Source organism: Sphaerisporangium sp. B11E5 (genome assembly GCF_039871875.1).
Lineage (GTDB): Bacteria > Actinomycetota > Actinomycetes > Streptosporangiales > Streptosporangiaceae > Sphaerisporangium.
In genome coordinates this window covers 18586-43915 of the sequence record NZ_JBDPMD010000049.1, presented here as the reverse complement: position 1 = coordinate 43915, position 25330 = coordinate 18586, and the positions used below count along the sequence as shown (strand labels likewise).

Genomic DNA, 25330 nt, shown 5'->3' with positions numbered 1-25330 from the left:
CGGACCTGAGCGGATCCTTGCCGACGGTGCTCCGGCCGCCTACCGGCCGACCGGACGACTCTACGGGGTCCGGCGGCCCGGCGGGCGGCGAGGGCACGTTCTGTGGACGATCACTCCGCCGGGGGACGGGAGGCGCCGGGCGCCGGAGGAGCGGTGGCCGCGGGGACGTCCGGGGAAGTGCCCTGCGGGGGGATCTGGGGAGCGGTGCCCTGAGCGGGAGCCTGCGGCATGTCGTGATCGCCGCTCCGAGCGGGGCTGTGCGGGCCGGTGCCCCGGGGCGGGACGTCGGCAGCGGTGCCCTGGGCGGGGACGTGCGGACCGGTGCCCTGGGGCGAGGCGTGGGGGCCGGTGCCCTGGGGCGAGGCGTGGGGGCCGGTGCCCTGGGACGACGTGTGCGGGCCGGTGCCCTGGGGTGAGGCGTCGGTAGTGGTGCCCTGCGTGGGGGCGTGGGGCTGGGGCGGGACGTGGGGGGCGGGGGTGTGGGCCGGGGTGGCGACGCCGGCGGAGGGGGGGCGCTGTACGGCCACGGTGTCGGCGGGGGTGACGCCGCCGTCCAGGATCGTGAGTGCCTGTTCCAGGGCGGCGGCGGGTACCAGGACGTCGTACCGGCCGGCGACGATGGCGCTGCGGGAGGTGAAGTCGCGGGTGCCGCCCTTGAACGCGTGGCTGGCGAAGCCGAAGGCCGCGCCCATCACGGCGCCCCACAGCACCGCCCACAGGACCAGCGCGATGAACGACGCGGTGGTCGAGGTGAACAGGCCGAGGAACAGGCCGACGACGAGCCCGAAGACGCCGCCGCCGATCGCGCCGGACAGCGCGGCACGCGGGTTGGTCAGCCGCCCGGTGACCAGCTCCTCCAGGCGCAGGTCGTTGCCCACGATGGCGACGTTCTGCACCGGGTAACCGGCGTCGGACAGCGTGTCCACGGTGCGCTGCGCGGCCGCGTAGTTGTCGTAGCTGACCAGTAACCGCCGATCCTCCGCGATGGGCGGGGTCAGCCCGGGTGACGAGGTGATCATGTTTTCCGCCTCCATGGCTGGGATTCGTGTGCGGCTCCGCACTACCCGGCCCGGCGGAGATATCACCGGTCACCCGGCCGCCCGCGTCACCAGCTCTGGTGCAGCGGCATCCCCTCGGAGTACCCCGAGGAGCTCTGCAGCCCGATCACGGCCCGCTCGTGGAACTCCTCCAGGGTGGTGGCGCCCGCGTACGTCATGGAGGACCGCAGCCCCGCCACGATGGCGTCCAGCTGGTCCTCGACGCTCGGCCGCTGCGGGTCGAGGTACATGCGGGAGGTCGAGATCCCCTCCTCGAAGACGGCTTTGCGCGCCCGGTCGAACGGCGTGTCGTCGGAGGTGCGCAGCCGCACCGCCCGCGCCGAGGCCATGCCGAAGTTCTCCTTGTACAGCCGCCCGTCGGCGTCGGCGCGGGTGTCGCCCGGCGACTCGTAGGTGCCCGCGAACCACGAGCCGATCATGACGTTGGCCGCGCCCGCCGCCAGCGCGAGCGCGACGTCCCGGGGGTGGCGCACCCCGCCGTCCGCCCACACGTGCCTGCCGAGCATCCGGGCCTGCGCGGCGCATTCCACCACGGCGGAGAACTGGGGCCGCCCGACGCCGGTCATCATGCGCGTGGTGCACATGGCGCCCGGCCCGACGCCGACCTTGACGATGTCGGCGCCCGCTTCGACGAGGTCGCGCACCCCGGCCGCGGTGACGACGTTGCCCGCGGCGATCGGCACGTCCGGCCGCAGGGCCCGCACGGCGGCGAGCGCGGTGAGCATCTTCTCCTGGTGGCCGTGCGCGGTGTCCACCACCAGGCAGTCCACCCCGGCGTCCAGTAGTTCCTTGGCCTTGGCCGCGACGTCGCCGTTGATGCCGACGGCGGCGGCGATCCTCAGCCGGCCGGCGGCGTCCACGGCGGGCCGGTACAGCGTGGCGCGCAGGGCGCCGGTGCGGGTGAGCACGCCCTGCAGGCGGCCCTCCCCGTCCACGACGGGCGCGAGGCGGTGCCGTCCCTCGTGCAGCACCTCGAACGCGGCCCGTGGGTCGGTGCCGGCCGGGATGGTCAGCGGGGAGCCGGACATCACCTGGGACAACTGGGTGAACATGTCGACGCCGTGGCAGTCGGCCTCGGTGACGACGCCGATGGGTTTGCCGTCCCAGTCGACGACGATGACCGCGCCGTGGGCCCGTTTGGGCAGCAGGTTGAGTGCCTCGCCGACCGTGGCGTGCGGGGTGAGCGTGATCGGTGTGTCGTGCACCAGGTCGCGCTTCTTGACCCACTCGATGACGTCGGCGACGACGTCGATGGGGATGTCCTGCGGGATGACCGCGACGCCGCCGCGCCGGGCGATCGTCTCGGCCATCCGGCGGCCCGCCACGGCGGTCATGTTGGCCACCACGACCGGGATGGTGGTGCCGGTGCCGTCGCTGGTGGACAGGTCCACGTCGAGCCGGGAGCCCACCGCCGACCGGACGGGGACCATGAACACGTCGCTGTAGGTCAGGTCGTGGGCAGGCGCCTGTTCGTTGAGGAATCGCACGTTGATCCAGCCTATGCGATGGGCGGTTGGTCCGGGGATGTCCCAGGTCAGAACGGTTGTGTAGGGATGGGGACACCTGTGCGTCCCCTATGCTGATTCCTCTCTGCGCGATGATCGGGACGGCGGTCGGCCGGGGCGGTTACATTTGGCCGCGCGATCGGGCTCCGCGGACGGGGAGGGCACTGAGGTTGGAGGCGCAATGATCATCGTGGACCGGCCGGAGACGCTCGTCATCGGCTACGCGGTACGCACGACCAACGCCGACGAGGCGGACCCGTCCCGGGCGCGGCTGCCCGGGTTGTGGGCACGCTCGGGGGTGCCGGGGGCCTTCGCCCACATCCCCGGGCGGGTGGACGAGAACCTGTACGCCGTCCTGTTCGACTACGACGGCTCCGACCAGCAGGGCGCCTACACGCAGGTGGTGGGGGCCGCCGTGCGCACCCTCGCGCGGCTGCCCGAGGGCATGGTGGCGGTGCGGGTGCCCGCGGTGCCGTCGCTGAAGGTCGAGGCGCACGGCCCGATGCCGCAGGCGCTGATCGAGGCGTGGCAGGAGGTCTGGCGCCACACCGAGGCGGGCAGCGTGCCGCCCCGCGCCTTCACCACCGACCTGGAGATCCACCACCCCGCCGGCGTGGACCTCTACCTGGCCGTCCTCAGCACCCCGGTCCCCGCGCACGAGCGCGCCCAGGCCTGAGAGCGGCTCAGGCCAGCACGCCGGTGTCGCGGAGGGCCTTGGCGCGGGACTCGTCAAGGCCCCAGGACGTCAGGTCGTGGAGGCGCGTGGCGGGGGTCAGGGGAGCCGGAGGGCTGCTCCGGAGCCGGGGGGCCGGGGTGGGCTGCACGACGCCGCCGACGTCGGTGAAGGACGCGCGGGCCTTGTTGTGGGGGTGGTGGGGGGCCTCGGCGATGGAGAGGACGGGGGAGACGCAGGCGTCGGAGCCGTCGAAGACCTCCTGCCATTCGTCGCGGGTGCGGGTGCGGAACACCTCGGCGAGGCGTGCCCTGATGGCGGGCCAGTTGGCCGGGTCGCCGCGGGACGGCAGGCCGGTGAGGCCGGTCCTCTCCAGCAGTTCCGCCCAGAACGGGCCTTCCAGCGCGCCGACCGCCACGTACTCGCCGTCGGCGGTCTCGTAGGTGTCGTACATGGGTGCCCCGGTGTCCAGCAGGTTGGTGCCGCGCGGCCCCCACAGGCCGGTGCGTGCGCTGTCGAAGAACATCGCGAACAGCGTGGTGGCGCCGTCCACCATGGCGGCGTCGATCACGGTGCCGCGTCCGGTGCGTTCCCGCTCGAACAGCGCCAGCAGCACGCCGTACGCCAGCATCAGCCCGCCCCCGGCGAAGTCCCCGAGGATGTTGATCGGCGGCGTGGGCGGCCCCCCGGCGCGGCCCAGCATGGACAGCACGCCCGCGACCGCGATGTAGTCGATGTCGTGCCCGGCGGTGCGGGCCAGCGGGCCGTCCTGCCCCCAGCCGGTCATCCTGCCGTACACGAGCCGGGGGTTCACGGCGTGCAGGTCCTCGGGGCCGATGCCGAGCCGCTCGGCCACGCCGGGCCGGAACACCTCGATGACGACGTCGGCCGCCGCCGCGAGGTCCTTGAACGCCGCCACGCCCTCGGGTGACTTCAGGTCGAGCCCGATGGTGCGTTTGCCGCGGTCCATCACGTCCGTCCGCGGTGTGTCCCCGGCGGCGGCCACCGCGGCCACCCGGTCCACGCGCAGCACCTCGGCGCCGTGGTCGGCGAGCATCATGCCCGCGAACGGCCCGGGAGCGAGCCCCGCCAGCTCCAGCACCCGGACCCCGGACAGCGGGCCGCGGGGCCGCTCCGGATCATCGTGGCCGACACCGGTCATCCGTACCTCCCTGCACTTAGCAAGCGCTAGGTTGAACAGCCCGCCACCGCGCGTCCGTCACCTGCGAACACGACGCTAACCCCTACCGGGCAGCGCTTCCCAGGGGGCCCCTGAGTTTGCGCGGGTTTAACGTGTCTACTCTGGTCGATGGTCATCTCAGGAGATAGCGTTCTTAGGACGATCTCCAACACTTAGCTCAGGGGTGGTGGCATGCCAGATCGCACGGTGAGTTCGACCGCCCAGATGGCAGCACACAAGCAGGCCGTCGAGCAGATCAAGGAGTCCTACACCGCCCTCCCGGACGGTAGCGCCCCCCGCCTCGCCAAGGCGACCACCAACCTGTTCCGTTTCCGCGAGGCCGGCCGCACCGCGCGGCTGTCCGCCCGCGACCTGGACAAGGTCATCTCGGTCGATCCGGAGTCGCGCACGGCCGAGGTGCAGGGCATGACGACCTACGAGCACCTCGTGGACGCCACGCTGCCGTCGGGGCTCATGCCGTACGTCGTGCCGCAGCTCAAGACCATCACGCTCGGCGGCGCGGTCACCGGGCTCGGCATCGAGTCCACCAGCTTCCAGCACGGTCTGCCGCACGAGTCGGTGGAGGAGCTGGAGATCCTCACCGGCGACGGCCGCGTGGTGGTCGCCCGCGCCGACAACGAGCACGCCGACCTGTTCCACGCCTTCCCCAACTCCTACGGCACCCTCGGCTACGCCCTGCGGCTGCGCATCAAGCTGCTCCCCGTGCGGCCGTACGTCCGGCTGACCCACATCCCCTTCACCGACGCCGGCAAGTGCATGCTGGCCATGCAGGAGATCTGCGACAGCGGCGAGTACGAGGGCGACCGCGTCGACTTCGTGGACGGCACGTTCTTCTCGCCCGAGGAGATGTACGTCACCGTCGGGCAGTTCGCCGACCGCGCGCCCTACGCCTCCGACTACACGGGCATGCGCATCTACTACCAGTCCATCCGCACCCGCACGCGCGACTGGCTGACCGTGCGCGACTACCTGTGGCGCTGGGACACCGACTGGTTCTGGTGCTCGCGCGCCTTCGGTGTGCAGCAGCCGCTCATCCGGTCGCTGGTGCCGCGCCGCTGGTTGCGCTCGGACGTGTACCGCAGGCTCGTCGGCATGGACCAGAAGTACGGCGTGACCGCGCGCGTCGATCGGTGGCGCGGCAACCCGGTGCACGAGTCGGTCATCCAGGACGTCGAGGTGCCGATCGAGAAGGGCGCCGACTTCCTGGAGTTCTTCGACGACAAGGTGGGCATGGCGCCGGTCTGGATGTGCCCGCTGCGGGCCACCCAGCAGTGGCCGATCTACCCGCTGGAGCCGGGGAAGCTGTACGTCAACTTCGGATTCTGGGGAATGGTGGCGCTGCCCCGCGGGCAGTTCGACGGCTACCACAACCGCCTCATCGAGAACTCGGTGCACGAGCTCGGCGGTCACAAGTCCCTGTATTCGACATCGTTCTACCCCCGTGATGAGTTCTGGCGGCTCTACAACGGCGACGCCTATTGGCCGGTCAAGCGGGCCTACGACCCCCAGGGGCGGTTGCTGGACCTCTACGAAAAGTGTGTACGGGGGCGTTGAGGAGGTTGGTTCGATGACACTCGCCCAGATCTTCGAGAAGATCGTCGGGCCGGAGGCGAATGTGTCGTTCTCCGCTTATGACGGCAGCAAGGCGGGGCGCTCGGACGCCACGGTGCATCTCGAGGTGAAGTCCCCCATCGCGATCGCGTACCTCGCGCAGGCCCCCGGCGAGATGGGCCTGGCCAGGGCGTACGTGGCGGGGCACATCGATGTGCACGGCGACATGTACACCCTGCTGTCGCAGATGGCGTCGGTCACGCTGAACGACATGCCGATGCGCGAGAAGATCGCCGTCGCCCGGTCGCTCGGCGTCAAACCCCTGCTGATGCGGGTGCCGCTGCCGCCGCAGGAGGTGCGGCGCAGCACCATGGCGAAACTCGGCAGCCGTCACGCCAAGCAGCGTGACGCCGAGGCGATCCACCATCACTACGACGTCTCCAACCGGTTCTACGAGTGGGTGCTCGGCCCGTCGATGGCCTACACCTGCGCGGTGTTCCCCGAGGAGACCTCCTCGCTGGAGGAGGCGCAGTTCGCCAAGTTCGACCTCGTCGCCAGGAAGCTCGACCTCAAGCCGGGCATGCGCCTGCTGGACGTCGGCTGCGGCTGGGGCGGCATGGTCATGCACGCGGCCAAGCACTACGGCGTGAAGGGTCTCGGCGTCACGCTGTCGCGCCAGCAGGCCGAGTGGGCGCAGAAGGCCATCGCCGAGGCCGGCCTGTCCGAGCTGGTCGAGGTGCGTTTCTCCGACTACCGCGACGTCACCGAGACCGGCTTCGACGCGGTCAGCTCCATCGGTCTCACCGAGCACATCGGCAAGGACCAGCTCCCCTCCTACTTCGGCTTCCTGTACGGCAAGCTCCAGCCCGGCGGCCGCCTGCTGAACCACTGCATCACCCGGCCCACCGGCAAGGAGCGCACGATCAACAAGGGCGGTTTCATCAACCGCTACGTCTTCCCCGACGGCGAGCTCGAGTCGATCGGCCACCTCGTGCGCGAGATGGAGGACACCGGCTTCGAGATCCGGCACGAGGAGAACCTCCGGGAGCACTACGCCAAGACCCTGGAGAAGTGGTGCGCCAACCTCGACGCCCACTGGGACGAGGCGGTGCAGGAGGTCGGCCAGGGCACCGCGCGGGTGTGGCGCCTGTACATGGCGGGCTGCGTCGTGGGCTTCGAGCGCAACAAGGTGCAGCTCCACCAGGTGCTCGGTGTGAAGCTCGGCGACAGGGGCGAGTCCGGCGTCTCCCTGCGCCCGGCGGTCGGCTGGCCCTGACCGGCCCCGGCCGCCCTCCGCCGGCCTGATCGTACGCGGCCGATCGGACGGCGGGCACCCCGCCCGCCGTCCGCTCCGGTCCCCCGCCCCAGGAGCGGGCGTGTCCCGAGGCGTCAGCGCAGCTCGCGCTTGAGGATCTTGCCGCTGGCCGTCATCGGGAACGACTCGCGGAACTCCACCAGCCGCGGGTACTTGTAGGACGCCATGTTCTCCTGGCACCACTTGACCAGTTCGTCCTCGCCGATCGACGCCCCCTGCCGCAGGATCACGTACGCCTTGACCTCCTCGCCGTGCGAGGGGTGCGGCACGCCGACGACGGCGGCGAGCGAGACCGCCTCGTGCGTCATCAGGACCTCCTCGATCTCGCGCGGGTACACGTTGAACCCACCGCGGATGATCATGTCCTTGGCGCGGTCGACGACGAAGTAGTAGCCGTCGGCGTCCCGGGTGGCGATGTCGCCGGTGCGGAACCACCCGCCGCGCATCGCCTCCGCGGTGGCGTCGGGGCGCCCGAGGTAGCCCTTCATGACGTTGTGGCCGCGGATGGCGATCTCGCCGGGCTGGTCGCCGTCGATGTCGTTCCAGTCCGGGTCGATGAGCTTCATCTCCACGCCCCAGATCGGCGTGCCGATGGAGCCCGCCTTGGCGGGCCGGCCCGGCTGGTTGAAGCTCGCCACCGGTGACGTCTCCGACAGGCCGTACCCTTCGAGCACCGGCACGCCGAACGTCGTGCCGAAGTCCTTCAGCACCTCCACCGGCAGCGACGCCCCGCCCGACACGGCGGTGTGCAGGCTCATCGGCACCTCGACCTCGCCGGTGTGGATGGCGGTGAGCATGGCCCAGTACATCGTGGGGACGCCCGCGAACATGGTGACGCCTTCGTCGCGCATCAGCCGGAGCGCCTCCCCGGGCTCGAACCGCGGCATCAGCACCAGGGTGGCGCGCCGCCGCAGCCCGATGTTCATCACCACGGTCTGCCCGAACGAGTGGAACAGCGGCAGCGTCGCGAGGAACACGTCGTGCGGGGTGCGCTCGAACATCTGGTCCGACACCAGGGCGTTCATCAGCATGTTCTGGTGGCTCAGCTCGGCGCCCTTGGGCTGCCCTGTGGTGCCGCTGGTGTAGAGGATGACCGCGGTGTCGTCCGGCGCGGTGGCCACGGTCTCGAACGTGCCGGGCAGCCCGTCCAGCGCCGTCCACAGCGTCTCCACGCCCTCGATGCCCGACTCGGTGGCGAACGGCGTGGCGGGCAGCGAGATGAAGTTGCCCGCGTCCGGGGAGCCGGCCCCGATCGCCTCGCGGAAGCCCGCGTGCCCGCGTTCGCCGAGCGGCAGCTCCGGCGTGCCCTCGAAGCAGAACAACGCGCGGGCGCCGCAGTCACGCAGGTGGTAGGCGATCTCCCGGGACTGCAGCAGCACGTTCAGCGGCACGACGGTGGCGCTGGCCTTGAGGATGCCGTAGTAGACGAACGGGAAGTACGGCAGGTTGGGGCACGCCAGCGCCACGGTGTCCCCCCGGCCGATCCCGCGGGAGGCCAGCAGCCCGGCCACCTGGTTGGCCAGCGTGTCGAGCACGGAGTACGGGATCCGCACGTCCCCGATCACGACCGCGGTGCGGTCCGGGCACTCACGAGCGCTGTCCTCCAAGATGACCGACAGGTTGAGCATTGCAGCGTTCCTCCACTTCTGGGCGTCACGGGGGGCCGTGGGACGCTTGCCCGCTTCAAGATTGGCGTCATCTTGGCAGTCGAGGGCTACTAATCGGTAACGGCCATGGCCGGCCGGTGGCGCGCGGGCGTAATTACGGTGAGGCAGGTGGTGACCTTTCCCCCGGAGGGCCGGAGATGGAATTCGACTACGTCATCGTGGGTGCGGGCTCGGCGGGCTGCGTTCTCGCGGCCCGGCTCTCGGAGGACCCCTCCGTGCGGGTCGGCCTGCTGGAAGCGGGCGGCCCGGACCGCAAGACGGAGATCCGCGTCCCCGTCGCGTTCTCCAAGCTGTTCAAGACCGAGTACGACTGGGACTTCACCACCGTCAAGCAGGCCGGGATGGACGATCGCGAGCTGTACTGGCCGCGCGGCCGCACACTCGGCGGCTCGTCCTCCATCAACGCGCAGATGTGGGTGCGCGGCCACCGCGACGACTACGACGGCTGGGGACTGCCCGGCTGGTCCTACGACGAGGTGCTGCCGTACTTCCAGCGGGCCGAGCGGCGCACCGGCTCCAACCACGGCGGCGTGTACGGCACGGACGGCCCTCTCCACATCAGCGAGCTGCGCAGCCCGAACGTCGCCACGGCGGCCTTCCTGCGGGCGTGCGAGGAGATCGGGCTGACCCGGCTCCCGGAGCTGAACGGCCCGTCCAACGAGGGGTTCGCGCCCACCCCCGTGACGCAGCGCCGCGGCCGCAGGTGGAGCTGCGCCGACGCCTACCTGCGCCCGGCGAGGCGCCGCCCCAACCTGACCGTGCTCACCGGCGCGCAGGCCCGCCGGGTGCTGTTCGACGCGGACGGCCGGGCCACCGGGGTCGAGTACGGCGACGGGCGCCGGGTCACCGCCACCCGCGAGGTCGTGCTCTCCGCCGGGACGGTCGGCTCGCCCCACCTGCTGCTGAGCTCGGGCATCGGTGACCCCGGCGACCTGCGCGCCGCGGGCGTCGAGCCGCGGCACGAGCTGCCGGGGGTGGGCCGCGGCCTCAGCGACCACCTGGCGTGCGGCATCGTGCTGAGCTGCCCGCAGCCGGTCACCCTCGCGGCGGCCGAGTCGCTCGGCAACCTCGCGCGTTTCCTGCTCGCCGGCCGCGGCATGCTCACCTCCAACGTCGGCGAGGCGGTGGCGTTCGTGCGCTCGGGACCGGCCGAACCCGCGCCGGACCTGGAGCTCGTGTTCGCCCCGGTCATCTTCGCCGACCACGGGCTGACCCCGCCGCCCGGTCACGGCCTCACCATCGGGGTGGTGCTGCTGCGGCCGGAGAGCCGTGGCCGGGTCACCCTGGCCGACGACGGCGGGGTGCGCATCGACCCCTGCTACCTGAGCGCCGAGAGCGACGTGCGGCGCCTGGTGGCCGGCCTGAAGACGGCCAAGGAGCTGTTCGCCACGCCGTCGCTGAAGCCGTACGCGGGGACGCCGGTGGCACCGTACGACGGCTCGGAGACCGACGAGGAGCTGGCCAGGCTGGTGCGGGTCAAGAGCGAGACGCTGTACCACCCGGTGGGCACCTGCGCGATGGGCCTCGGCCCGGACGCGGTCGTCGACCCGTCCCTGCGTGTCGTCGGCATGCCGGGCCTGCGTGTGGTGGACGCCTCGGTGATGCCGACGCTGAACCGCGGCCACACCCACGCCCCCACCGTCATGATCGCCGAGCGGGCGGCGGACCTCATCAAGGCGTCCTGAGACGGGCCGCGCGCGGGTCCGGGCCGTTTGACGTAAGTGTGCGCTTTCTCAATCATGGGACGATGACAGTGGGAACACCGCAGGAGCGCCGGCCGATCACCTCCTGCGACCAGATCGACCTGTCGGACTGGGACTTCTGGGCCCGTCCCATGGCCGAGAGGGAGCACGCCTTCGAGCTGCTGCGGGCGAGGGACACCCCCATGTTCTTCGCCGAGCCGGAGGTGACGTACGCGCCACCGGGCCGGGGCTACCACGCCGTCGTGCGCCACGCGGACGTCTTGGAGATCAGCCGCAATCCCGAGGTGTTCAGCTCGGGGTCGGGCGGCGCGACCAACATCCCCGACATGCCGCCGGAGTTCACCGAGTACTTCGGTTCGATGATCAATATGGACGACCCCCGGCACGCGCGCCTGCGCCGCATCGTGTCCCGCGCGTTCACCCCGAAGATGATCCAGAAGTTCGAGGAGGACGTGCAGATCGCCGCCTCGGTCGTGGTGGACGAACTGCTGGAGAAGGGCCCCGGCTGCGACTTCGTGACCGAGGTCGCGGCGCGCCTGCCGTTGAAGATCATCTGCGACATGATGGGCATCCCGGAGAAGGACTACCGGTTCGTCTACGACCGCTCCAACATCGTGCTCGGCGCCTCCGACCCCGAGTACGTCCCGCGGGCCGACATGGACAGTGTGGTGACCGCCCTGCTCACCGCCGGGTCGGAGCTGCAGCAGCTCGTTCAGGAGCTTGCCGCCGAGCGCGCGGAGAAACCCACGGGCGACCTCATCTCCGCGCTGGTGAACGCCAACATCGACGGCGAGCGGCTCACCCTGCAGGAGCTCGGGTCGTTCTTCATCCTGCTCGTGGTGGCCGGCAACGAGACCACCCGCAACGCCATCTCCCAGGGCCTGTTGCTGCTCACCCGCAACCCCGGCCAGAAGCGCTTGTGGCTGTCCGACATCGACAGGTACGCGCCGAAGGCCGTCGAGGAGATCGTGCGGCTCGCCTCCCCGGTCAACTACATGCGCCGCAAGGTCACCCGTGACGTCACCGTGAACGGCGTGGACTACCGCGAGGGCGACAAGACCGTCCTGTACTACTGGTCGGCCAACCGGGACGCCGCCGTCTTCGACGACCCCTATCGCTTCGACATCACCCGCGACCCCAACCCGCACGTCGGCTTCGGCGGGCCGGGACCGCACTTCTGCCTCGGCGCCCACCTGGCCCGTCGCGAGATCACCGTGATGTTCCGCGAGCTGCTCTCGCGGGTGCCGTCCATCGAGGCGGGCCACCCCGAGCTGCTGTTCTCCAGCTTCATCAACGGCGTCAAGCACCTGCCCTGCGACTTCCGGTGAACGAGGCCGCGCCCGCGGGCGCGGCCTCACCTCACGAGACGCCGGTGAAGGGGCGGATCGAGGAGAAGACGGTGTTGACGTCCGGCAGCAGCGCCTTCTTGGTCTCCGGCACCGTCATGTAGACGATCGACGGCACGTCGGCGCCGGTGCTCACCGCGGCGACCACCAGGGTGGTCTTCTGCTCGCCCGCGGTGACCTGGTACGCCACCAGCCGCGCGGGTTTGCCGCCCGCCGTCAGGCGCTGCTCGGCCGTCTTGACGACCTTGTTGCCCTCGGGGAAGAACTTGTTGCGCGCGGCGAACGCCACGGCGCTGATCACCGGGGTGAGGTTCTGCGGCTCGTCCGGCGAGTACTTCGACGCCAGCGAGGCGGCGAGCGGCCCGGTCATCAGCTGGGCGAACTGCGGGTTGCCCGCGGTGTCCTGGCCGGCGGGGACGTACTGGCGGGTCTCGAAGCCGTACGTCGAGCGGATGTGGTCGGCGCGGGTGTCGAGACGCCACTGGCCGCCGAGGCGCGGGATGTTCAGCCCGGCCGCGTCGTCGCTGACCGTGCCCGCCCGGGGCGAGGCCTCGCCGCGGTACTTGGGCAGCTTGCCCACCGTCTGCGGCTTGGTCCCCGTGGTGGGCTTGGCCGCGGGCGGGGACGCCGCGCCGCTCGCGCCGCCGCCACCGGGCCCGCCGCCGGCCTCGGGCGCGGAGCGCAGCGGGCCGGCGAGGAACGCCCACAGCAGCGCGGCGACCAGGGCCACCGCGACCGAGGCGACCAGGGCGAGCAGCCACACGCGCCTGCCGCCGGTGCCCTCGTCCTCCTGGCCCTCGCCGATGGCCTCGTAGTTGTCACCGAAGACGGTGTTCCACAACTGCTGCTGGCGCTCGGGCGGCGGGGTCTTCGGGCCGCTGATCTGCCCGGCGGTGACGAACGGCTTGTAGGGGTCCTCGGGGCCGCTGTCCGGGCGCCTCCTGCGGCCGGGGGCCGGGGCGGTGCGCTCGGGGGCGGCGGTCCCGGCGAGCCGCACCGTGGTCTCGGTGCCCGGCGGGGTGTACTGCCGCGCGCCCGGGCCGTCCGGCGGGACGGGCATCTGGCCGTTGGCGCCGTTCACCGGGCCCGGGGCGTGCCCGTTGGGGAGGGGCTGCTCGTCGGCGGGGACGGGCGGCGGGGTCCCGGGCGCGGTCATGGTGCCCGCGGCGGCGAACTGCTGGGTGCCGGTCTGCCCGGCGAACTGCTGGGGGCCGCTCGGCTGCGGCGTGTACTGCTGTGGTCCGGTCGGCTGGGAGCCGTAGCGCTGCGGGGGGCCGTACTGCTGGGGGCCCGAGGGCTGCGGGGTGTACTGCTGCGGTCCGGAGGGCTGCGGGGTGTACCCCTGCGGTCCGGTCGGCTGGGAGGTGTACCCCTGCGGCCCCGTCTGGGGCGGGTACTGCTGGGGGCCCGTGGGCTGGGGCGCGTACGACGGCGGTACGGGGGTGTCGTAGGGCTGCGGGCCGGTGGCGTGGGGGCCGTGCTCGGGACGGCCGGTGTGGTGCGAGGGGCCGGGCGGCGGGGCGACCGGGTCCTGGTACGACGGGGGCGCGGACGGCGGTGGCATCTCCGGCCACGGCGGGGGGCTTTCCGGCCATGCCGGGGCCCGCGTGGGCCGGCTGGACTGCTCAGGTGCCATCGCGGGCGAACCTCCCGAAATCATGCCCGGATTGGGGGTGCTCGGCATGATCTCATGTGGAGCGGGGGTGTCCGCAGGAGAATCGGAGAATGGTTCCCGCAGCCTCAGGCCGTTGGGGTCGGTCGGCGGATCCTGCATCGGCAGGTCGTCCCCCGGGAAATCCGGGCCGCGTCCTGGCCCATACGAGTTCACCACAGCGAAAAGCGTAAACTAAAGGTACATACGGGGCACAACGGATCTATCACCATCGGGTCGCTATGTGCCCCCATTTCGATCACCCGGCCACCCGGCAGCCCAAACGATATGAACGCGCTTTGCGGCCTGCGCTACCCTTGAGCTATGCGTGGCGGGACCCTGCTTCTTGGCCGGCCGCGTCGAGCGCGCTGAGACGCGGGTCGACGCGGCTGCCCCTCGTGGACACGGGGGGTTTATTTATTGGTCAAGATCGATCAAGCCATCCGCGCCCCAGATGAACCAAAGGACGAGACCGTGAGCGACGAGCAGTACGATCCGCAGACGCTGCAGCCCCAGTGGCAGCGCCGCTGGGAGGAACTGGACCCCTACCGGGCCGGCGGCGACGACGACGAGCGTCCCCGCAAGTACCTGCTCGACATGTTCCCCTACCCGTCCGGCGACCTGCACATGGGGCACGGCGAGGTCTTCGCCATCGCCGACGTCGTCGCGCGCTACTGGTTCCAGAAGGGGTACAACGTCCTGCACCCCATCGGGTGGGACTCCTTCGGCCTGCCCGCCGAGAACGCCGCGATCCGGCGCAACGCCCACCCCGCGGAGTGGACGTACGCCAACATCGAGACCCAGGCCACGTCCTTCAAGCGGTACGGCATCTCCTTCGACTGGTCGCGCCGCCTGCACACCAGCGACCCGGAGTACTACCGCTGGAACCAGTGGCTGTTCAACCGCTTCTTCGAGCGGGGCCTGGCCTACCGCAAGGGCGGCCTGGTCAACTGGTGCCCGCAGGACCAGACGGTGCTGGCCAACGAGCAGGTCGTGGCGGGCCACTGCGAGCGGTGCGGCGCCGAGGTGGTGCGCCGGGAGCTGACCCAGTGGTACTTCAAGATCACTGACTACGCCGACCGCCTGCTGGACGACATGGCGCAGCTGGAGGGCGGCTGGCCCGAGCGCGTGCTGACCATGCAGCGCAACTGGATCGGCCGCTCCGAGGGCGCCGACGTCGCCTTCCAGATCGAGGGCCGCGCCGAGCCGGTCACCGTCTACACCACCCGCCCGGACACGCTGTACGGCGCGACGTTCTTCGTCGTGGCCGCGGACGCCCCGCTGGCCGAGGAGATCGTCTCCCCCGAGCAGCGGCCCGCGCTGGAGGCGTACCGCACCGAGGTCGCCAAGCTGACCGACATCGAGCGGCTGGCCACCGACAAGGAGAAGACCGGCGTCTTCCTGGGGCGCCACGCGATCAACCCGGTGAACGGCGAGCGCATCCCCGTGTGGGCGGCCGACTACGTGCTGTCCGACTACGGCCACGGCGCGATCATGGCGGTGCCCGCGCACGACCAGCGCGACCTGGACTTCGCGCTGAAGTTCGGCCTGCCGGTGCGGGTCGTCGTGGACACCGGCCTGCCCGACCCGGCCGGGACCGGCACCGCGACCCCGGGCGAGGGCCGCCTGGTCAACTCCGGGCCGCTGGACGGGCTGACCAAGACCGAGGCCATCGCGCGCATCATCGAGATCCTGGGGGAGCGCGGCACCGGCGCCGCCGCCGTCAACTACCGCCTGCGCGACTGGCTGCTGTCCCGCCAGCGTTACTGGGGCACGCCGATCCCGATCATCCACTGCCCCGACTGCGGCGAGGTGCCCGTCCCCGACGACCAGTTGCCGGTCACGCTGCCCGACCTGCGCGGCGAGGCGCTGGCGCCGAAGGGCGTGTCGCCGCTGGCGAGCGCCACCGACTGGGTGAACGTCACCTGCCCCAAGTGCGACGGCCCCGCGCTGCGCGACACCGACACGATGGACACCTTCGTCGACTCCTCGTGGTACTTCCTGCGCTACTGCTCGCCCCAGTCGGAGGACGCGCCGTTCGACGTCGAGCAGGTGCGCCGCTGGGGGCCGATCGACCAGTACGTCGGCGGGGTGGAGCACGCGGTGCTGCACCTGCTGTACTCGCGGTTCTTCACCAAGGTGCTGCACGACATGGGCATGGTGGACTTCCCCGAGCCCTTCCTGCGCCTGCTGAACCAGGGGCAGGTCATCAACCAGGGCAAGGCGATGTCCAAGTCGCTGGGCAACGGCGTCGACCTGGGCGAGCAGATCGACAACTTCGGTGTGGACGCCGTGCGGCTGACCATGGTGTTCGCCGGCCCGCCCGAGGACGACATCGACTGGGCGGACGTCTCGGCCGCGGCGTCGCAGAAGTTCCTGAGCCGGGCGTTCCGCGTGATGGCCGAGGCCGGCGCCGCGTCCGCGCCCGGGGCCGACTTCTCGACGGGCGACGCCGAGCTGCGCAAGGTCACCCACCGCACCATCGACGAGGTGACCCGCCTGGTCGAGGCGCACAAGTTCAACGTGGCGGTCGCCCGCACCATGGAGCTGACCACCGCCGCGCGCCGCGCCATCGACACCGGCCCCGGTGCCGCCGACCCGGCGGTCCGCGAGGCCGCCGAGACCCTGGCGGTGCTGCTGTCCCTGGTCGCCCCGTACTGCGCCGAGGGGGGCTGGGAGCGCCTGGGCCACGGCCCGACCGTCGCGCACGCCGGCTGGCCGACGGCCGACCCTGCCCTGCTGGTGCAGGAGTCCGTCACCTGCGTCGTGCAGGTCGCCGGCAAGGTCCGCGACCGCCTGGAGGTCTCTCCGGACATCTCCGGCGCCGCGCTGGAGGAGCTGGCCCTGGCCTCGGAGAAGGTGCGGACGTACCTGGACGGCGCCCCCCGCAAGGTGATCGTGCGGGCGCCGAAGCTGGTGAACATCGTCCCCTGACGCGGTGCGAAGACACCCGAAGAGCCGGGTCAGCGATCGCTGACCCGGCACCTGGCGGCCGGACGGGACGGGGTCAGAGCTTGCGCAGGACGGCGGTGACCTTGCCGAGGATGGTGGCCTCGTCGCCGGGGATGGGGTCGTAGACGGGGTTCTGCGGCACCAGCCAGACGTGGCCGTCCTTGCGCTTGAAGGTCTTCACGGTGGCCTCGCCGTCGATCATGGCGGCGACGATGTCGCCGTTGTCGGCGACCGGCTGCTGGCGCACCACGACCCAGTCGCCGTCCGCGATGGCGGCCTCGATCATGGAGTCGCCGGCGACCTGGAGCAGGAACAGCGTGCCCTCGCCCACGAGCTGCTTGGGCAGCGCGAAGACGTCCTCGACGCGCTCCTCGGCCAGGATGGGGCCACCGGCGGCGATGCGGCCGACCAGCGGGACGAACGCCGCGGTGGGCCTGCTGACCAGCGACTCCTCCTCGCCGTCCACAGGGTCCACCCAGAGGGCGGGCTCACCGGGCAGGCGGACCTCCAGGGCACGCGGCCGGTGGGGGTCGCGGCGGAGGTATCCCTTGCGCTGGAGCGCGGTGAGCTGGTGGGACACGCTGGAGGTGCTGGTCAGCTGGACGGCCTCGCCGATCTCGCGCATGGACGGCGGATAGCCCCGCTGCTGCACCGAGTCGCGGATCACCTCAAGGATCTTGCGCTGCCTCGGGGTGAGCCCGAGCTCGTCACGCCTTCGCACCGCCAGATCACTGGCGACCGCGCCGGTCTCGCCCTGCTCGCTCATGAACTCCTCCTCACCGGGCGCCGGTGAGGCGCTCGGTCCGTGGCGCCCGCCCAGCCCGGCCGCCGGTGTGCCTGCCATGCCTGCATGCCGCCCACACGGCGACAATAGCTCCGTTCAAGATCGTCATCAAACACATGTTCGAGAATCATGCCCCTGAGCGGGCATTATCGTGTCCGCCATCGTACGGGAGTTCGATCGCTCTCGTGTTCGACTTCTGCGATCTTATGCCTGGCGGGTGTCGAAGTCGATCACACGCGGCGCCCCTCCGTAAGGTTCTGCACCGGTGCGGAGCGGCTTCCGGCGGCGTACGGGTGGTGCCTTGTGGGGCAAGGGGTGCCACTGGGGCACAGTGGTGCGACACGCCGCTCCTGATGCCGTTGTCGCTGATGGGCGGGGTGGTCCGGGCGTAGGGGTCGCTTCGACTTGCGTTCATGCTGCGGCACTCCTACGGTTGGACCACAACATCTAGTAGTTACACCGATGTGGTTCACCATAGGTTGTGTTTCCGTCGGCGCACCGGGTAGTCACCGGAATGTGCGCCGGCCTGTTCCGCGTGGGCGGGGGAGGTGGCACGTGCACTGTCCGTTCTGTCGTCATCCGGACACCCGGGTCATCGACAGCCGTTCCACCGAGGACGGCGCGGCGATCCGCCGCCGGCGCACCTGCCCCGAGTGCGGACGCCGGTTCACCACGCAGGAGACGGTGCTGCTGATGGTCAGCAAGCGCAGCGGGGTGACCGAGGCGTTCTCCCGGGACAAGGTGATCGCCGGAGTGCGGCGGGCCTGCCAGGGCAGGCCGGTCAGCGAGGACTCCCTGGCCCAGCTCGGCCAGCGGGTCGAGGAGAGCATCCGGGCCACCGGGACGGCCGAGATCCCGGCCCACCAGGTGGGCCTCGCCATCCTCGGGCCGCTGCGCGACCTGGACGAGGTGGCGTACCTGCGGTTCGCCTCGGTGTACCGCGGCTTCGAGACGCTCGCCGACTTCGAGGCGGAGATCGAGCAGCTTCGGGCCGCGCGGGACGCCAGGGCGGCCGGCCGGGCGGAACCGGCCTGACGGTGACCGGTCCCCTCGGGGATCGGAACGGTGTGACGACGTGTTTTCGTGAACGTGGGCCTGGGCCCCGGAAGGGGGAGATCATGACGGAGACGGTGAGTGGCTCAGTGGGACGCGGGGGCAAGCGCGCCCCCAAGGGCTTGAAGATCAGGCGTATCCACACCACCCCCGGTGTGCACCCGTACGACCAGGTGCGCTGGGAGCACCGTGACGTCGTCATGACCAACTGGCGGGACGGCTCGATCAACTTCGAGCAGCGCGGCGTGGAGTTCCCCGACTTCTGGTCGGTGAACGCCGCCAACATCGTCACCACCAAGTACTTCCGCGGCGCCGTCGGCACGCCGAAGCGCGAGCGCAGCCTGAAGGACCTGGTCGACCGGGTGGTGGGCGTCTACACCCGCACCGGGCGCGAGCACGGCTACTTCGCCACCGAGGAGGACGCCGAGATCTTCGACCACGAGCTGAAGCACGCGCTGATCCACCAGGTGTTCAGCTTCAACTCGCCGGTGTGGTTCAACGTGGGCACCGCCTCGCCGCAGCAGGTCAGCGCGTGCTTCATCCTGGCGGTCGACGACCAGATGGAGTCGATCCTGGAGTGGTACAAGGAAGAGGGTGTGATCTTCAAGGGAGGGTCGGGCTCCGGCGTCAACCTCTCCCGCATCCGCTCCAGCAAGGAACTGCTGTCCAGCGGCGGCACCGCCAGCGGCCCGGTGTCGTTCATGCGCGGCGCGGACGCCTCCGCGGGCACCATCAAGTCCGGCGGCGCCACCCGCCGGGCCGCCAAGATGGTCGTGCTCGACGTGGACCACCCCGACATCGAGGAGTTCATCGAGACCAAGGCCCGCGAGGAGGACAAGATCCGCGCGCTGCGCGACGCGGGCTTCGACATGGACCTCGGCGGCCGGGACATCGTCTCGGTGCAGTACCAGAACGCCAACAACTCCGTCCGCGTCTCGGACGAGTTCATGCGGGCCGTCGAGGCCGGCGGCGACTTCGGGCTGCGCGCCCGGCTGTCCGGCGAGGTGATCGAGCGGGTCGACGCCAAGGCGCTGTTCCGCAAGATGGCCACGGCCGCGTGGGAGTGCGCCGACCCCGGCGTGCAGTACGACGACACGATCAACGACTGGCACACCTGCCCGGAGACCGGCCGCATCACCGCGTCCAACCCGTGCTCGGAGTACGTCCACCTGGACAACTCCTCCTGCAACCTCGCCAGCATCAACCTGCTGAAGTTCCTGCGCGACGACGACAGCTTCGACGTCGACCGGTTCGTGAAGCTGACCGAGCTGATCATCACCGCGATGGACATCTCGATCACCTTCGCCGACTTCCCGACCAGCAAGATCGCCGAGACCACCCGGGCGTACCGCCAGCTCGGCATCGGGTACGCCAACCTCGGCGCGCTGCTCATGGCCACCGGCCACGCCTACGACTCCGACGGCGGCCGGTCCGTCGCCGCGGCCATCACCAGCCTGATGACCGGCGTCTCCTACCGCCGCAGCGCCGAGCTGGCCGCCATCGTCGGCCCCTACGACGGCTACAAGCGCAACGCCGCCGCCCACAAGCGGGTCATGCGCAAGCACGCCGCGGCCAACGACGACCTGCGTGCGGCCGACGACCTGGACCGCCCGATCCTCGCCGAGGCCACGGAGCAGTGGCAGGAGTGCCTGAAGCTCGGCGAGAAGAACGGCTACCGCAACGCGCAGGCGTCGCTGCTCGCGCCGACCGGCACCATCGGCCTGATGATGGACTGCGACACCACCGGCATCGAGCCCGACCTGGCGCTCGTGAAGTTCAAGAAGCTGGTCGGCGGCGGCTCCATGCAGATCGTCAACCAGACCATCCCGCGCGCGCTGCGCCGGCTCGGCTACCAGCCCGAGCAGGTCGAGGCGGTCGTCGAGTACATCGCCGAGCACGGCCACGTGATGGACGCCCCCGGCCTGCGCCACGAGCACTACGAGGTGTTCGACTGCGCCATGGGCGAGCGGGCCATCGCGCCCATGGGCCACGTCCGCATGATGGCGGCCACCCAGCCGTTCCTGTCCGGCGCCATCTCCAAGACGGTCAACCTGCCGGAGTCCGCCACCGTCGAGGACATCGAGCAGGTGTACCTGGAGGGCTGGAAGCTCGGCCTGAAGGCCCTCGCCGTCTACCGCGACAACTGCAAGGTCGGCCAGCCGCTGTCGGTCTCCAAGAAGGGCGGCGACAAGACCGCCGAACCGGTCGCGGCCCCCGAGCCGGTCGTGCAGGTCGTCGAGGTGGCCAGGCCCACCCGCCGCCGCCTGCCGAACCAGCGGCCGAGCAGCACCACCCGCTTCACCGTGGGCGGCGCCAAGGGCTACATGACCGCGTCGTCCTACCCCGACGACGGCCTCGGCGAGGTCTTCCTGAAGATGTCCAAGCAGGGCTCCACCCTGGCGGGCGTGATGGACGCCTTCTCGGTCGCCATCTCGGTGGGCCTGCAGTACGGCGTGCCGCTGGAGACCTACGTCAGCAAGTTCGTCAACATGCGGTTCGAGCCCGCAGGCATGACCGACGACCCCGACATCCGCATGGCCGCCTCGGTGGTGGACTACATCTTCCGCCGCCTCGCCCTGGACCACCTGCCCTACGAGGACCGCGCCGCCCTCGGCGTCTTCTCCGCCGCCGAACGCGCCGCCCAGCAGCGAGGCGAGGACCCGGCCACGGTCACCGAGGTCATCGACACCGCCGCCCTGGCCCAGTCGGCTCCCATCGAGGAGAAGCCCGCCGACCCCACCCCGCCCCCGGCCACGACCGGCCACCAGGCCGCGGACCACCAGGGCGGCACCGCCCCCGCCCTGGAGAGCCACCAGGGCCGCACCGCCGACGCCCCGCTGTGCCTCACCTGCGGCACCAAGATGCGCCCCGCCGGAAGCTGCTACGTCTGCGAGGGCTGCGGCAGCACCAGCGGCTGCAGCTGACCGGCCGCACCCGGGCGGCGGACCGCCGTGTCCGCCGCCCGGCGCGCGATTTCGGTTAGCATCGGCGCGTGAGCACAGAGCCGGTTGCGCCAGCAGCGGGGGAGTCCGGGGACCGGTCTCTGCTGGCATGGGACGGAGAGCCCGCGGCGAAGCTGAGTGAGGGGGACCTCGCTCAGGCGGTCGCGTTCCTGGAGAACCTTTCCGCCACCTCGCCCGGGTTCCTCGGGCGGTCGGCGGGGCCGGACGGTGACCCGGGGGTGGCCGAGGACGCGACGGTGACGCGGGACGTCACCGTCGCGATGCCTGAGGCGCTCGTCGCGGCCGTGCGGTCACGCGCGGGGGACGAGGGGTTCGGGCGGTACGTCGTGGCGGCGGTCACCCGGCAGGTCGAGCTGGAGCTGCGGGGGGAGCTGGCCGCGTTGATCGGGGCGGAGCACGGCGAGGACGTCTCCGCGGAGGTGTTCGCCCATCTCGACGCGGCGCCCCACACCGGGCCGCGGCAGTAGCGAGCCGCGGGCCATGGGGCGCTGGGCCGAGGTCGGCGACGGGGTGCTGGTGCGGCGGTACGACGAGCTGGACCTGTCCCTCGGGCTGGTCGTCGGGGAACGCGGATGCCTGGTGGTGGACACCGGGGGGGACGAGACGCAAGGCGCGGAGTTCGCGGCGGCCGTGCGGGAGGTCACCGCGCTGCCGTGGACGGTCGTCGTCACGCACGCGCACTTCGACCACGCCTTCGGCACGGCGGCGTTCGGGGAGTGCCCCGTGTGGGGGCATCCCGGGTGCGCCGAGGAGCTCGCGGGCGGCGGGGAGACGCAACGGGCCGCCATGGCGGAGTTCTACCGCGAGGGCGGGCGCGACGAGATCGCCCGGCGCGTCGAGACGGCCCGCATCGTGCCGCCCGGCCTGCTCGTCCCCGACGAGGCGGAGATCGACCTCGGCGGGCGGCAGGTGCGGCTGCTCCACCCCGGGCTCGCCCACACCGGGCACGACCTCGTGGTGCACGTGCCGGACGCCGGTGTCGTTTTCGCGGGCGATCTGGTGGAGCAGGGGGCCCCGCCGGCCTTCGAGGACTCGTTCCCGCTGGTCTGGCCGTCCGCGGTGCTGCGGCTGATGACGCTCGGGGCGTCCACCGTGGTGCCCGGCCACGGCGAGCCGGTGGACGTCGCCTTCGTGGCGGCGCAGCGGGCGGACCTGCTCGAGGTGGCGACGTTGTGCCGCGCGGTCGCGGCCGGGGAGATGACGGCCGCCGAGGCCAAGGCCCTCTCGCCCTATCCCGAGCACTTCACCGCCGCGGCGCTCGCCCGCGCGGCGGCGCCCGCCTGACGTCCGCTCGCGCCGGTCAGGCGGCGGGGGTCGGGTTGCCGGGGAAGCGCACGACGTTGCGGCCCGTGTAGGACTGGAGGTGCACGACCTTGGTGTCCTTGGGGCGGCGGCGAGGGTGGGCGGAACGGATGTCCCGCACCTTGGTGCGGGGTACGTAGGCGGGTACGGCGGTCAGCCTTCTCATGGATTCCCCCCGACGTGATGCGTTCGTTATAGAGATGTCTACAGATGTCGTCGTAAGACTATTGTAAAGATCTCTAGTACGGGAGGGGGCGCCCCGATGGAGAGCGCAGATCCAGGACGAACGCGTTCGTGGTGCGGCGGATCGCGCGGCGCTGGTTCACTCTGATTCGCCTCATCGCTCTCTCCCTCCGGACGCTTCACGCGGGGTGATGAGACGACTGTCGCCTGTCTCGCTTGCCTTTCCCTTGTTATCCGGTTGCACCCCCCGGACCGGATTCCTTCGTGGCCGTTTCGTGTCCGTCCCGTAAGACGCGCAGGACGGTGAAGCCGCGGGGCGGCAGGCTCACCGAGCCGCCGGTTTCCGCGCCGGTGACCGCGTCGGTGCCGCGGGCGGAGATCGTCCTGGGCTCGGGGGAGTGGTTGAGGGCGAACAGCCAGTCCCGGTCGTCCGCGCCGCGGCGCCGGATCAGCTCGACACCCGGGGGAGCGGGGGCGGGCGGCAGGCCGGCGGCGGTCAGGACGTGGCCGTACGCGGCGTCGTCCAGGCGGGTGGAGAGGTAGAACGCCCGGCCCGCGCCGCGGGTGTGCCGGGTGACGGCGGGCAGGCCGTCCAGGTCGCCGCCCGCGTAGGTGCCGATCACGGTGGCGCCACGGGGCTCGACGCGCTCGCTCCACATGGTCCCGGTGGCGTCCAGCGGCCCGGGCTCTGTCAGGCGGACCGGGACGGGCGCGTCGAGGGGGAGGAACTCCTCGGCCCGTGCGCCGAGCAGGTCCCGCAGGGCGCCGGGGTACCCGCCGAGGCGCACCCTGGCGTGCTCGTCGGCGACGCCGCTGAAGAACGACACGACCAGGGTGCCGCCGCCCTCGACGTAGGCGGTGAGGCGGGCCGCGGTGGCGTCGGAGACGAGGTAGAGGCACGGCACCAGCACCACGTCATAGGCCGATAAATCGTGATCCGGGTGGGCGAAGTCCACCGGCACGCCGCCCCGCCACACCACCCGGTGCGCCTGCCGTACCGCGTCCAGGTACCGCAGCTCCGCCGACGGGAACGCCGGGGCCTCCAGCGCCCACCACGACTGCGCGTCCCACAGGATCGCCGCCCGCGCCCCCACCGACACCGGGCCGGGTGCCCGCAGCCCCGCCAGGGACGGCAGCAGCCGGCCGAGGGCCTGGATCTCGCGGTGCACCCGGCTGTCGGGGCCCGCGTGCGGCACCATGCCGCCGTGCCACAGCTCCGCCCCGCCGCGGGAGGCGCGCCACTGGAAGAACATCGCCCCGGCCGACCCGCGCGCTATGTGCGACAGGCTGTGCAGCGCGATCTCCCCTGGCCGCTTGGCGAGCATGCGCGGCCCCGTGTACACCACCCCGGCGGCCTGCTCCATCAGCAGCCACGGCCGTCCCCCCGCCCACCCCCGGGCGAGGTCGGCGGCGAACGCGGTCTCCTCGGCGGCGGCGTCGCGGTCGCCGGGGTAGTGGTCGAGCGCCACGAGGTCCACCTCGCCCGCCCACCGCCACGGGTCCACCGGCACCCAGCTCCCGAACGCGAGGTTCGTGGTGACCGGCACGTGCGGGCTGAGCTCCCGCAGCACGTCCCGCTGGGCCCGGAAGTGCCCGAGCATCGCGTCGGACAGGAACCGGCGGAAGTCCAGCACCTGGGACGGGTTCGGCAGGTACTGCGTTGCCCGCGGCGGCCCGATCTCCTCCCAGGCCGAGTACCGCTGGCTCCAGAACGCGGTCGTCCAGGCGTCGTTCAGCGCCGCCAGGGTGCCGTGCCGGTCACGCAGCCAGGCGCGGAACTCCGCCGCGACATGGTCGCAGTGGCACCACGTGCCGTACTCGTTGTGCACGTGCCACAGCGTGAGCGCCGGGTGGCCCGCGTACCGCTCCGCGACCGCGCGGACGATCCGTCCTGACGCCTCCCGGTAGGCCGGGGCGCACACGCAGTAGGTGTCCCTGCTGCCGTGGGCCACCCGCGTGCCGTCGGCCCGCACCGGCAGCGCGTCCGGGTGGGCCCGGGCGAACCACGGCGGGGGAGCGGCGGTGGGGGTGGCGAGGCAGACCCCGACGCCGGCCTCGTGCAGCAGGGCGAGCACCCGGTCCAGCCACCCGAAGCTGAACCGCCCCGGCTCGGGCTCCAGCTCGGCCCACGAGAAGACGCCGACCGTGACGAGGGTGACGCCGGCCGCGCGCATCAGTTCCGCGTCCTCGGCCCAGACCTCCCTGGGCCACTGCTCGGGGTTGTGGTCGCCGCCGTACCAGAGCCGGGCGGTGTGCTCCGGTGTGTCCGTGGTCCCTCACTCCTGCCCCGGTTTTCGTGTGAGGACCAAACTAAAGATCGTGTGGCCGCGATGTCAACGACGCCTCGACCCGCCCGCTCTCCGTTGACGTTTGTTCGTATAGCCAGCAAACTAATTCGCGTCGCCCGCCGCCAACGAGGAGCG

General features: G+C 71.5%; 17 protein-coding genes and 1 pseudogene. 10 read left to right on the top strand and 8 right to left on the bottom strand.

Annotated elements, in window-relative coordinates; all coding sequences use genetic code 11:
* Nucleotides 1–110 precede the first annotated feature (110 nt).
* Together ABGB17_RS31670 and ABGB17_RS31665 are read right to left on the bottom strand one after the other, a co-directional pair.
* A complete protein-coding gene (locus tag ABGB17_RS31670) occupies nucleotides 111–1019 on the bottom strand; it encodes a general stress protein (protein WP_347636579.1) in 909 nt (302 codons plus the stop codon).
* Between the two features lie 86 nt (nucleotides 1020–1105).
* The gene (locus tag ABGB17_RS31665) at nucleotides 1106–2545 is read right to left on the bottom strand and encodes a GuaB1 family IMP dehydrogenase-related protein (RefSeq protein WP_347636576.1); all 1440 of its coding nucleotides are present in this window, start codon (nucleotides 2543–2545) and stop codon (nucleotides 1106–1108) included.
* Between the two features lie 199 nt (nucleotides 2546–2744).
* On the opposite strand from ABGB17_RS31665, the gene ABGB17_RS31660 reads away from it, so the two are divergent.
* Complete coding sequence (locus ABGB17_RS31660) at nucleotides 2745–3239, top strand: effector binding domain-containing protein (RefSeq protein WP_347636572.1); 495 nt, start codon at nucleotides 2745–2747, stop codon at nucleotides 3237–3239.
* Between the two features lie 7 nt (nucleotides 3240–3246).
* Here ABGB17_RS31660 and ABGB17_RS31655 read toward each other — a convergent pair whose 3' ends face one another.
* On the bottom strand, nucleotides 3247–4398 hold the full coding sequence (locus tag ABGB17_RS31655; protein WP_347636568.1) for a CaiB/BaiF CoA-transferase family protein: 1152 nt from the start codon (nucleotides 4396–4398) through the stop codon (nucleotides 3247–3249).
* A gap of 210 nt (nucleotides 4399–4608) precedes the next feature.
* Between ABGB17_RS31655 and ABGB17_RS31650 the strand changes: the two genes are divergently transcribed.
* Together ABGB17_RS31650 and ABGB17_RS31645 are read left to right on the top strand one after the other, a co-directional pair.
* Entirely contained in the window at nucleotides 4609–5991 is a 1383-nt protein-coding gene (locus ABGB17_RS31650) for an FAD-binding oxidoreductase (protein WP_347636565.1), read from the top strand.
* 13 nt (nucleotides 5992–6004) lie between these two features.
* On the top strand, nucleotides 6005–7264 hold the full coding sequence (locus ABGB17_RS31645) for a cyclopropane-fatty-acyl-phospholipid synthase family protein (RefSeq protein WP_347636561.1): 1260 nt from the start codon (nucleotides 6005–6007) through the stop codon (nucleotides 7262–7264).
* A 113-nt stretch (nucleotides 7265–7377) separates the two neighbouring features.
* Here ABGB17_RS31645 and ABGB17_RS31640 read toward each other — a convergent pair whose 3' ends face one another.
* Complete coding sequence (locus ABGB17_RS31640) at nucleotides 7378–8931, bottom strand: long-chain fatty acid--CoA ligase (protein ID WP_347636558.1); 1554 nt, start codon at nucleotides 8929–8931, stop codon at nucleotides 7378–7380.
* Nucleotides 8932–9107: 176 nt separating this feature from the next.
* Between ABGB17_RS31640 and ABGB17_RS31635 the strand changes: the two genes are divergently transcribed.
* Both ABGB17_RS31635 and ABGB17_RS31630 read left to right on the top strand, forming a co-directional pair.
* Nucleotides 9108–10655, top strand: coding sequence for a GMC family oxidoreductase N-terminal domain-containing protein (locus tag ABGB17_RS31635; RefSeq protein WP_347636555.1), 1548 nt, complete (start codon nucleotides 9108–9110; stop codon nucleotides 10653–10655).
* Between the two features lie 62 nt (nucleotides 10656–10717).
* Nucleotides 10718–12001: a cytochrome P450 gene (locus ABGB17_RS31630; RefSeq protein ID WP_347636551.1), complete on the top strand. Its 1284-nt coding sequence runs from the start codon at nucleotides 10718–10720 to the stop codon at nucleotides 11999–12001.
* 31 nt (nucleotides 12002–12032) lie between these two features.
* Here ABGB17_RS31630 and ABGB17_RS31625 read toward each other — a convergent pair whose 3' ends face one another.
* The gene (locus ABGB17_RS31625) at nucleotides 12033–13655 is read right to left on the bottom strand and encodes a hypothetical protein (protein ID WP_347636540.1); all 1623 of its coding nucleotides are present in this window, start codon (nucleotides 13653–13655) and stop codon (nucleotides 12033–12035) included.
* 456 nt (nucleotides 13656–14111) lie between these two features.
* Here ABGB17_RS31625 and leuS point away from each other — a divergent pair, with 456 nt between their 5' ends.
* Nucleotides 14112–16604, top strand: a complete 2493-nt coding sequence (leuS, locus tag ABGB17_RS31620; protein ID WP_347636654.1) for a leucine--tRNA ligase — start codon at nucleotides 14112–14114, stop codon at nucleotides 16602–16604.
* Nucleotides 16605–16677: 73 nt separating this feature from the next.
* Here the strand turns inward: leuS and lexA are convergent, their stop codons facing one another.
* Nucleotides 16678–17388 carry a transcriptional repressor LexA gene (lexA, locus tag ABGB17_RS31615; RefSeq protein ID WP_347636537.1) on the bottom strand — a complete coding sequence of 237 codons (711 nt, stop codon included), beginning with the start codon at nucleotides 17386–17388 and terminating at the stop codon, nucleotides 16678–16680.
* A gap of 573 nt (nucleotides 17389–17961) precedes the next feature.
* Here lexA and nrdR point away from each other — a divergent pair.
* From nrdR to ABGB17_RS31595, 4 genes are all read left to right on the top strand, one after another.
* On the top strand, nucleotides 17962–18441 hold the full coding sequence (nrdR, locus tag ABGB17_RS31610; RefSeq protein ID WP_347636533.1) for a transcriptional regulator NrdR: 480 nt from the start codon (nucleotides 17962–17964) through the stop codon (nucleotides 18439–18441).
* An 83-nt stretch (nucleotides 18442–18524) separates the two neighbouring features.
* Nucleotides 18525–21383 (top strand): vitamin B12-dependent ribonucleotide reductase, encoded by a 2859-nt coding sequence (locus ABGB17_RS31605; protein ID WP_347636529.1) that lies wholly within the window; start codon nucleotides 18525–18527, stop codon nucleotides 21381–21383.
* Between the two features lie 68 nt (nucleotides 21384–21451).
* A complete protein-coding gene (locus ABGB17_RS31600) occupies nucleotides 21452–21889 on the top strand; it encodes a hypothetical protein (protein WP_347636526.1) in 438 nt (145 codons plus the stop codon).
* Nucleotides 21890–21902: 13 nt separating this feature from the next.
* Nucleotides 21903–22706 carry an MBL fold metallo-hydrolase gene (locus ABGB17_RS31595; RefSeq protein ID WP_347636522.1) on the top strand — a complete coding sequence of 268 codons (804 nt, stop codon included), beginning with the start codon at nucleotides 21903–21905 and terminating at the stop codon, nucleotides 22704–22706.
* A 16-nt stretch (nucleotides 22707–22722) separates the two neighbouring features.
* Here ABGB17_RS31595 and ABGB17_RS31590 read toward each other — a convergent pair whose 3' ends face one another.
* Both ABGB17_RS31590 and ABGB17_RS31585 read right to left on the bottom strand, forming a co-directional pair.
* A complete protein-coding gene (locus tag ABGB17_RS31590; protein ID WP_347636518.1) occupies nucleotides 22723–22890 on the bottom strand; it encodes a hypothetical protein in 168 nt (55 codons plus the stop codon).
* A gap of 247 nt (nucleotides 22891–23137) precedes the next feature.
* Nucleotides 23138–25156: pseudogene (locus tag ABGB17_RS31585) on the bottom strand (beta-galactosidase); the annotation flags it as partial.
* Between the last annotated feature and the right edge of the window lie 174 nt (nucleotides 25157–25330).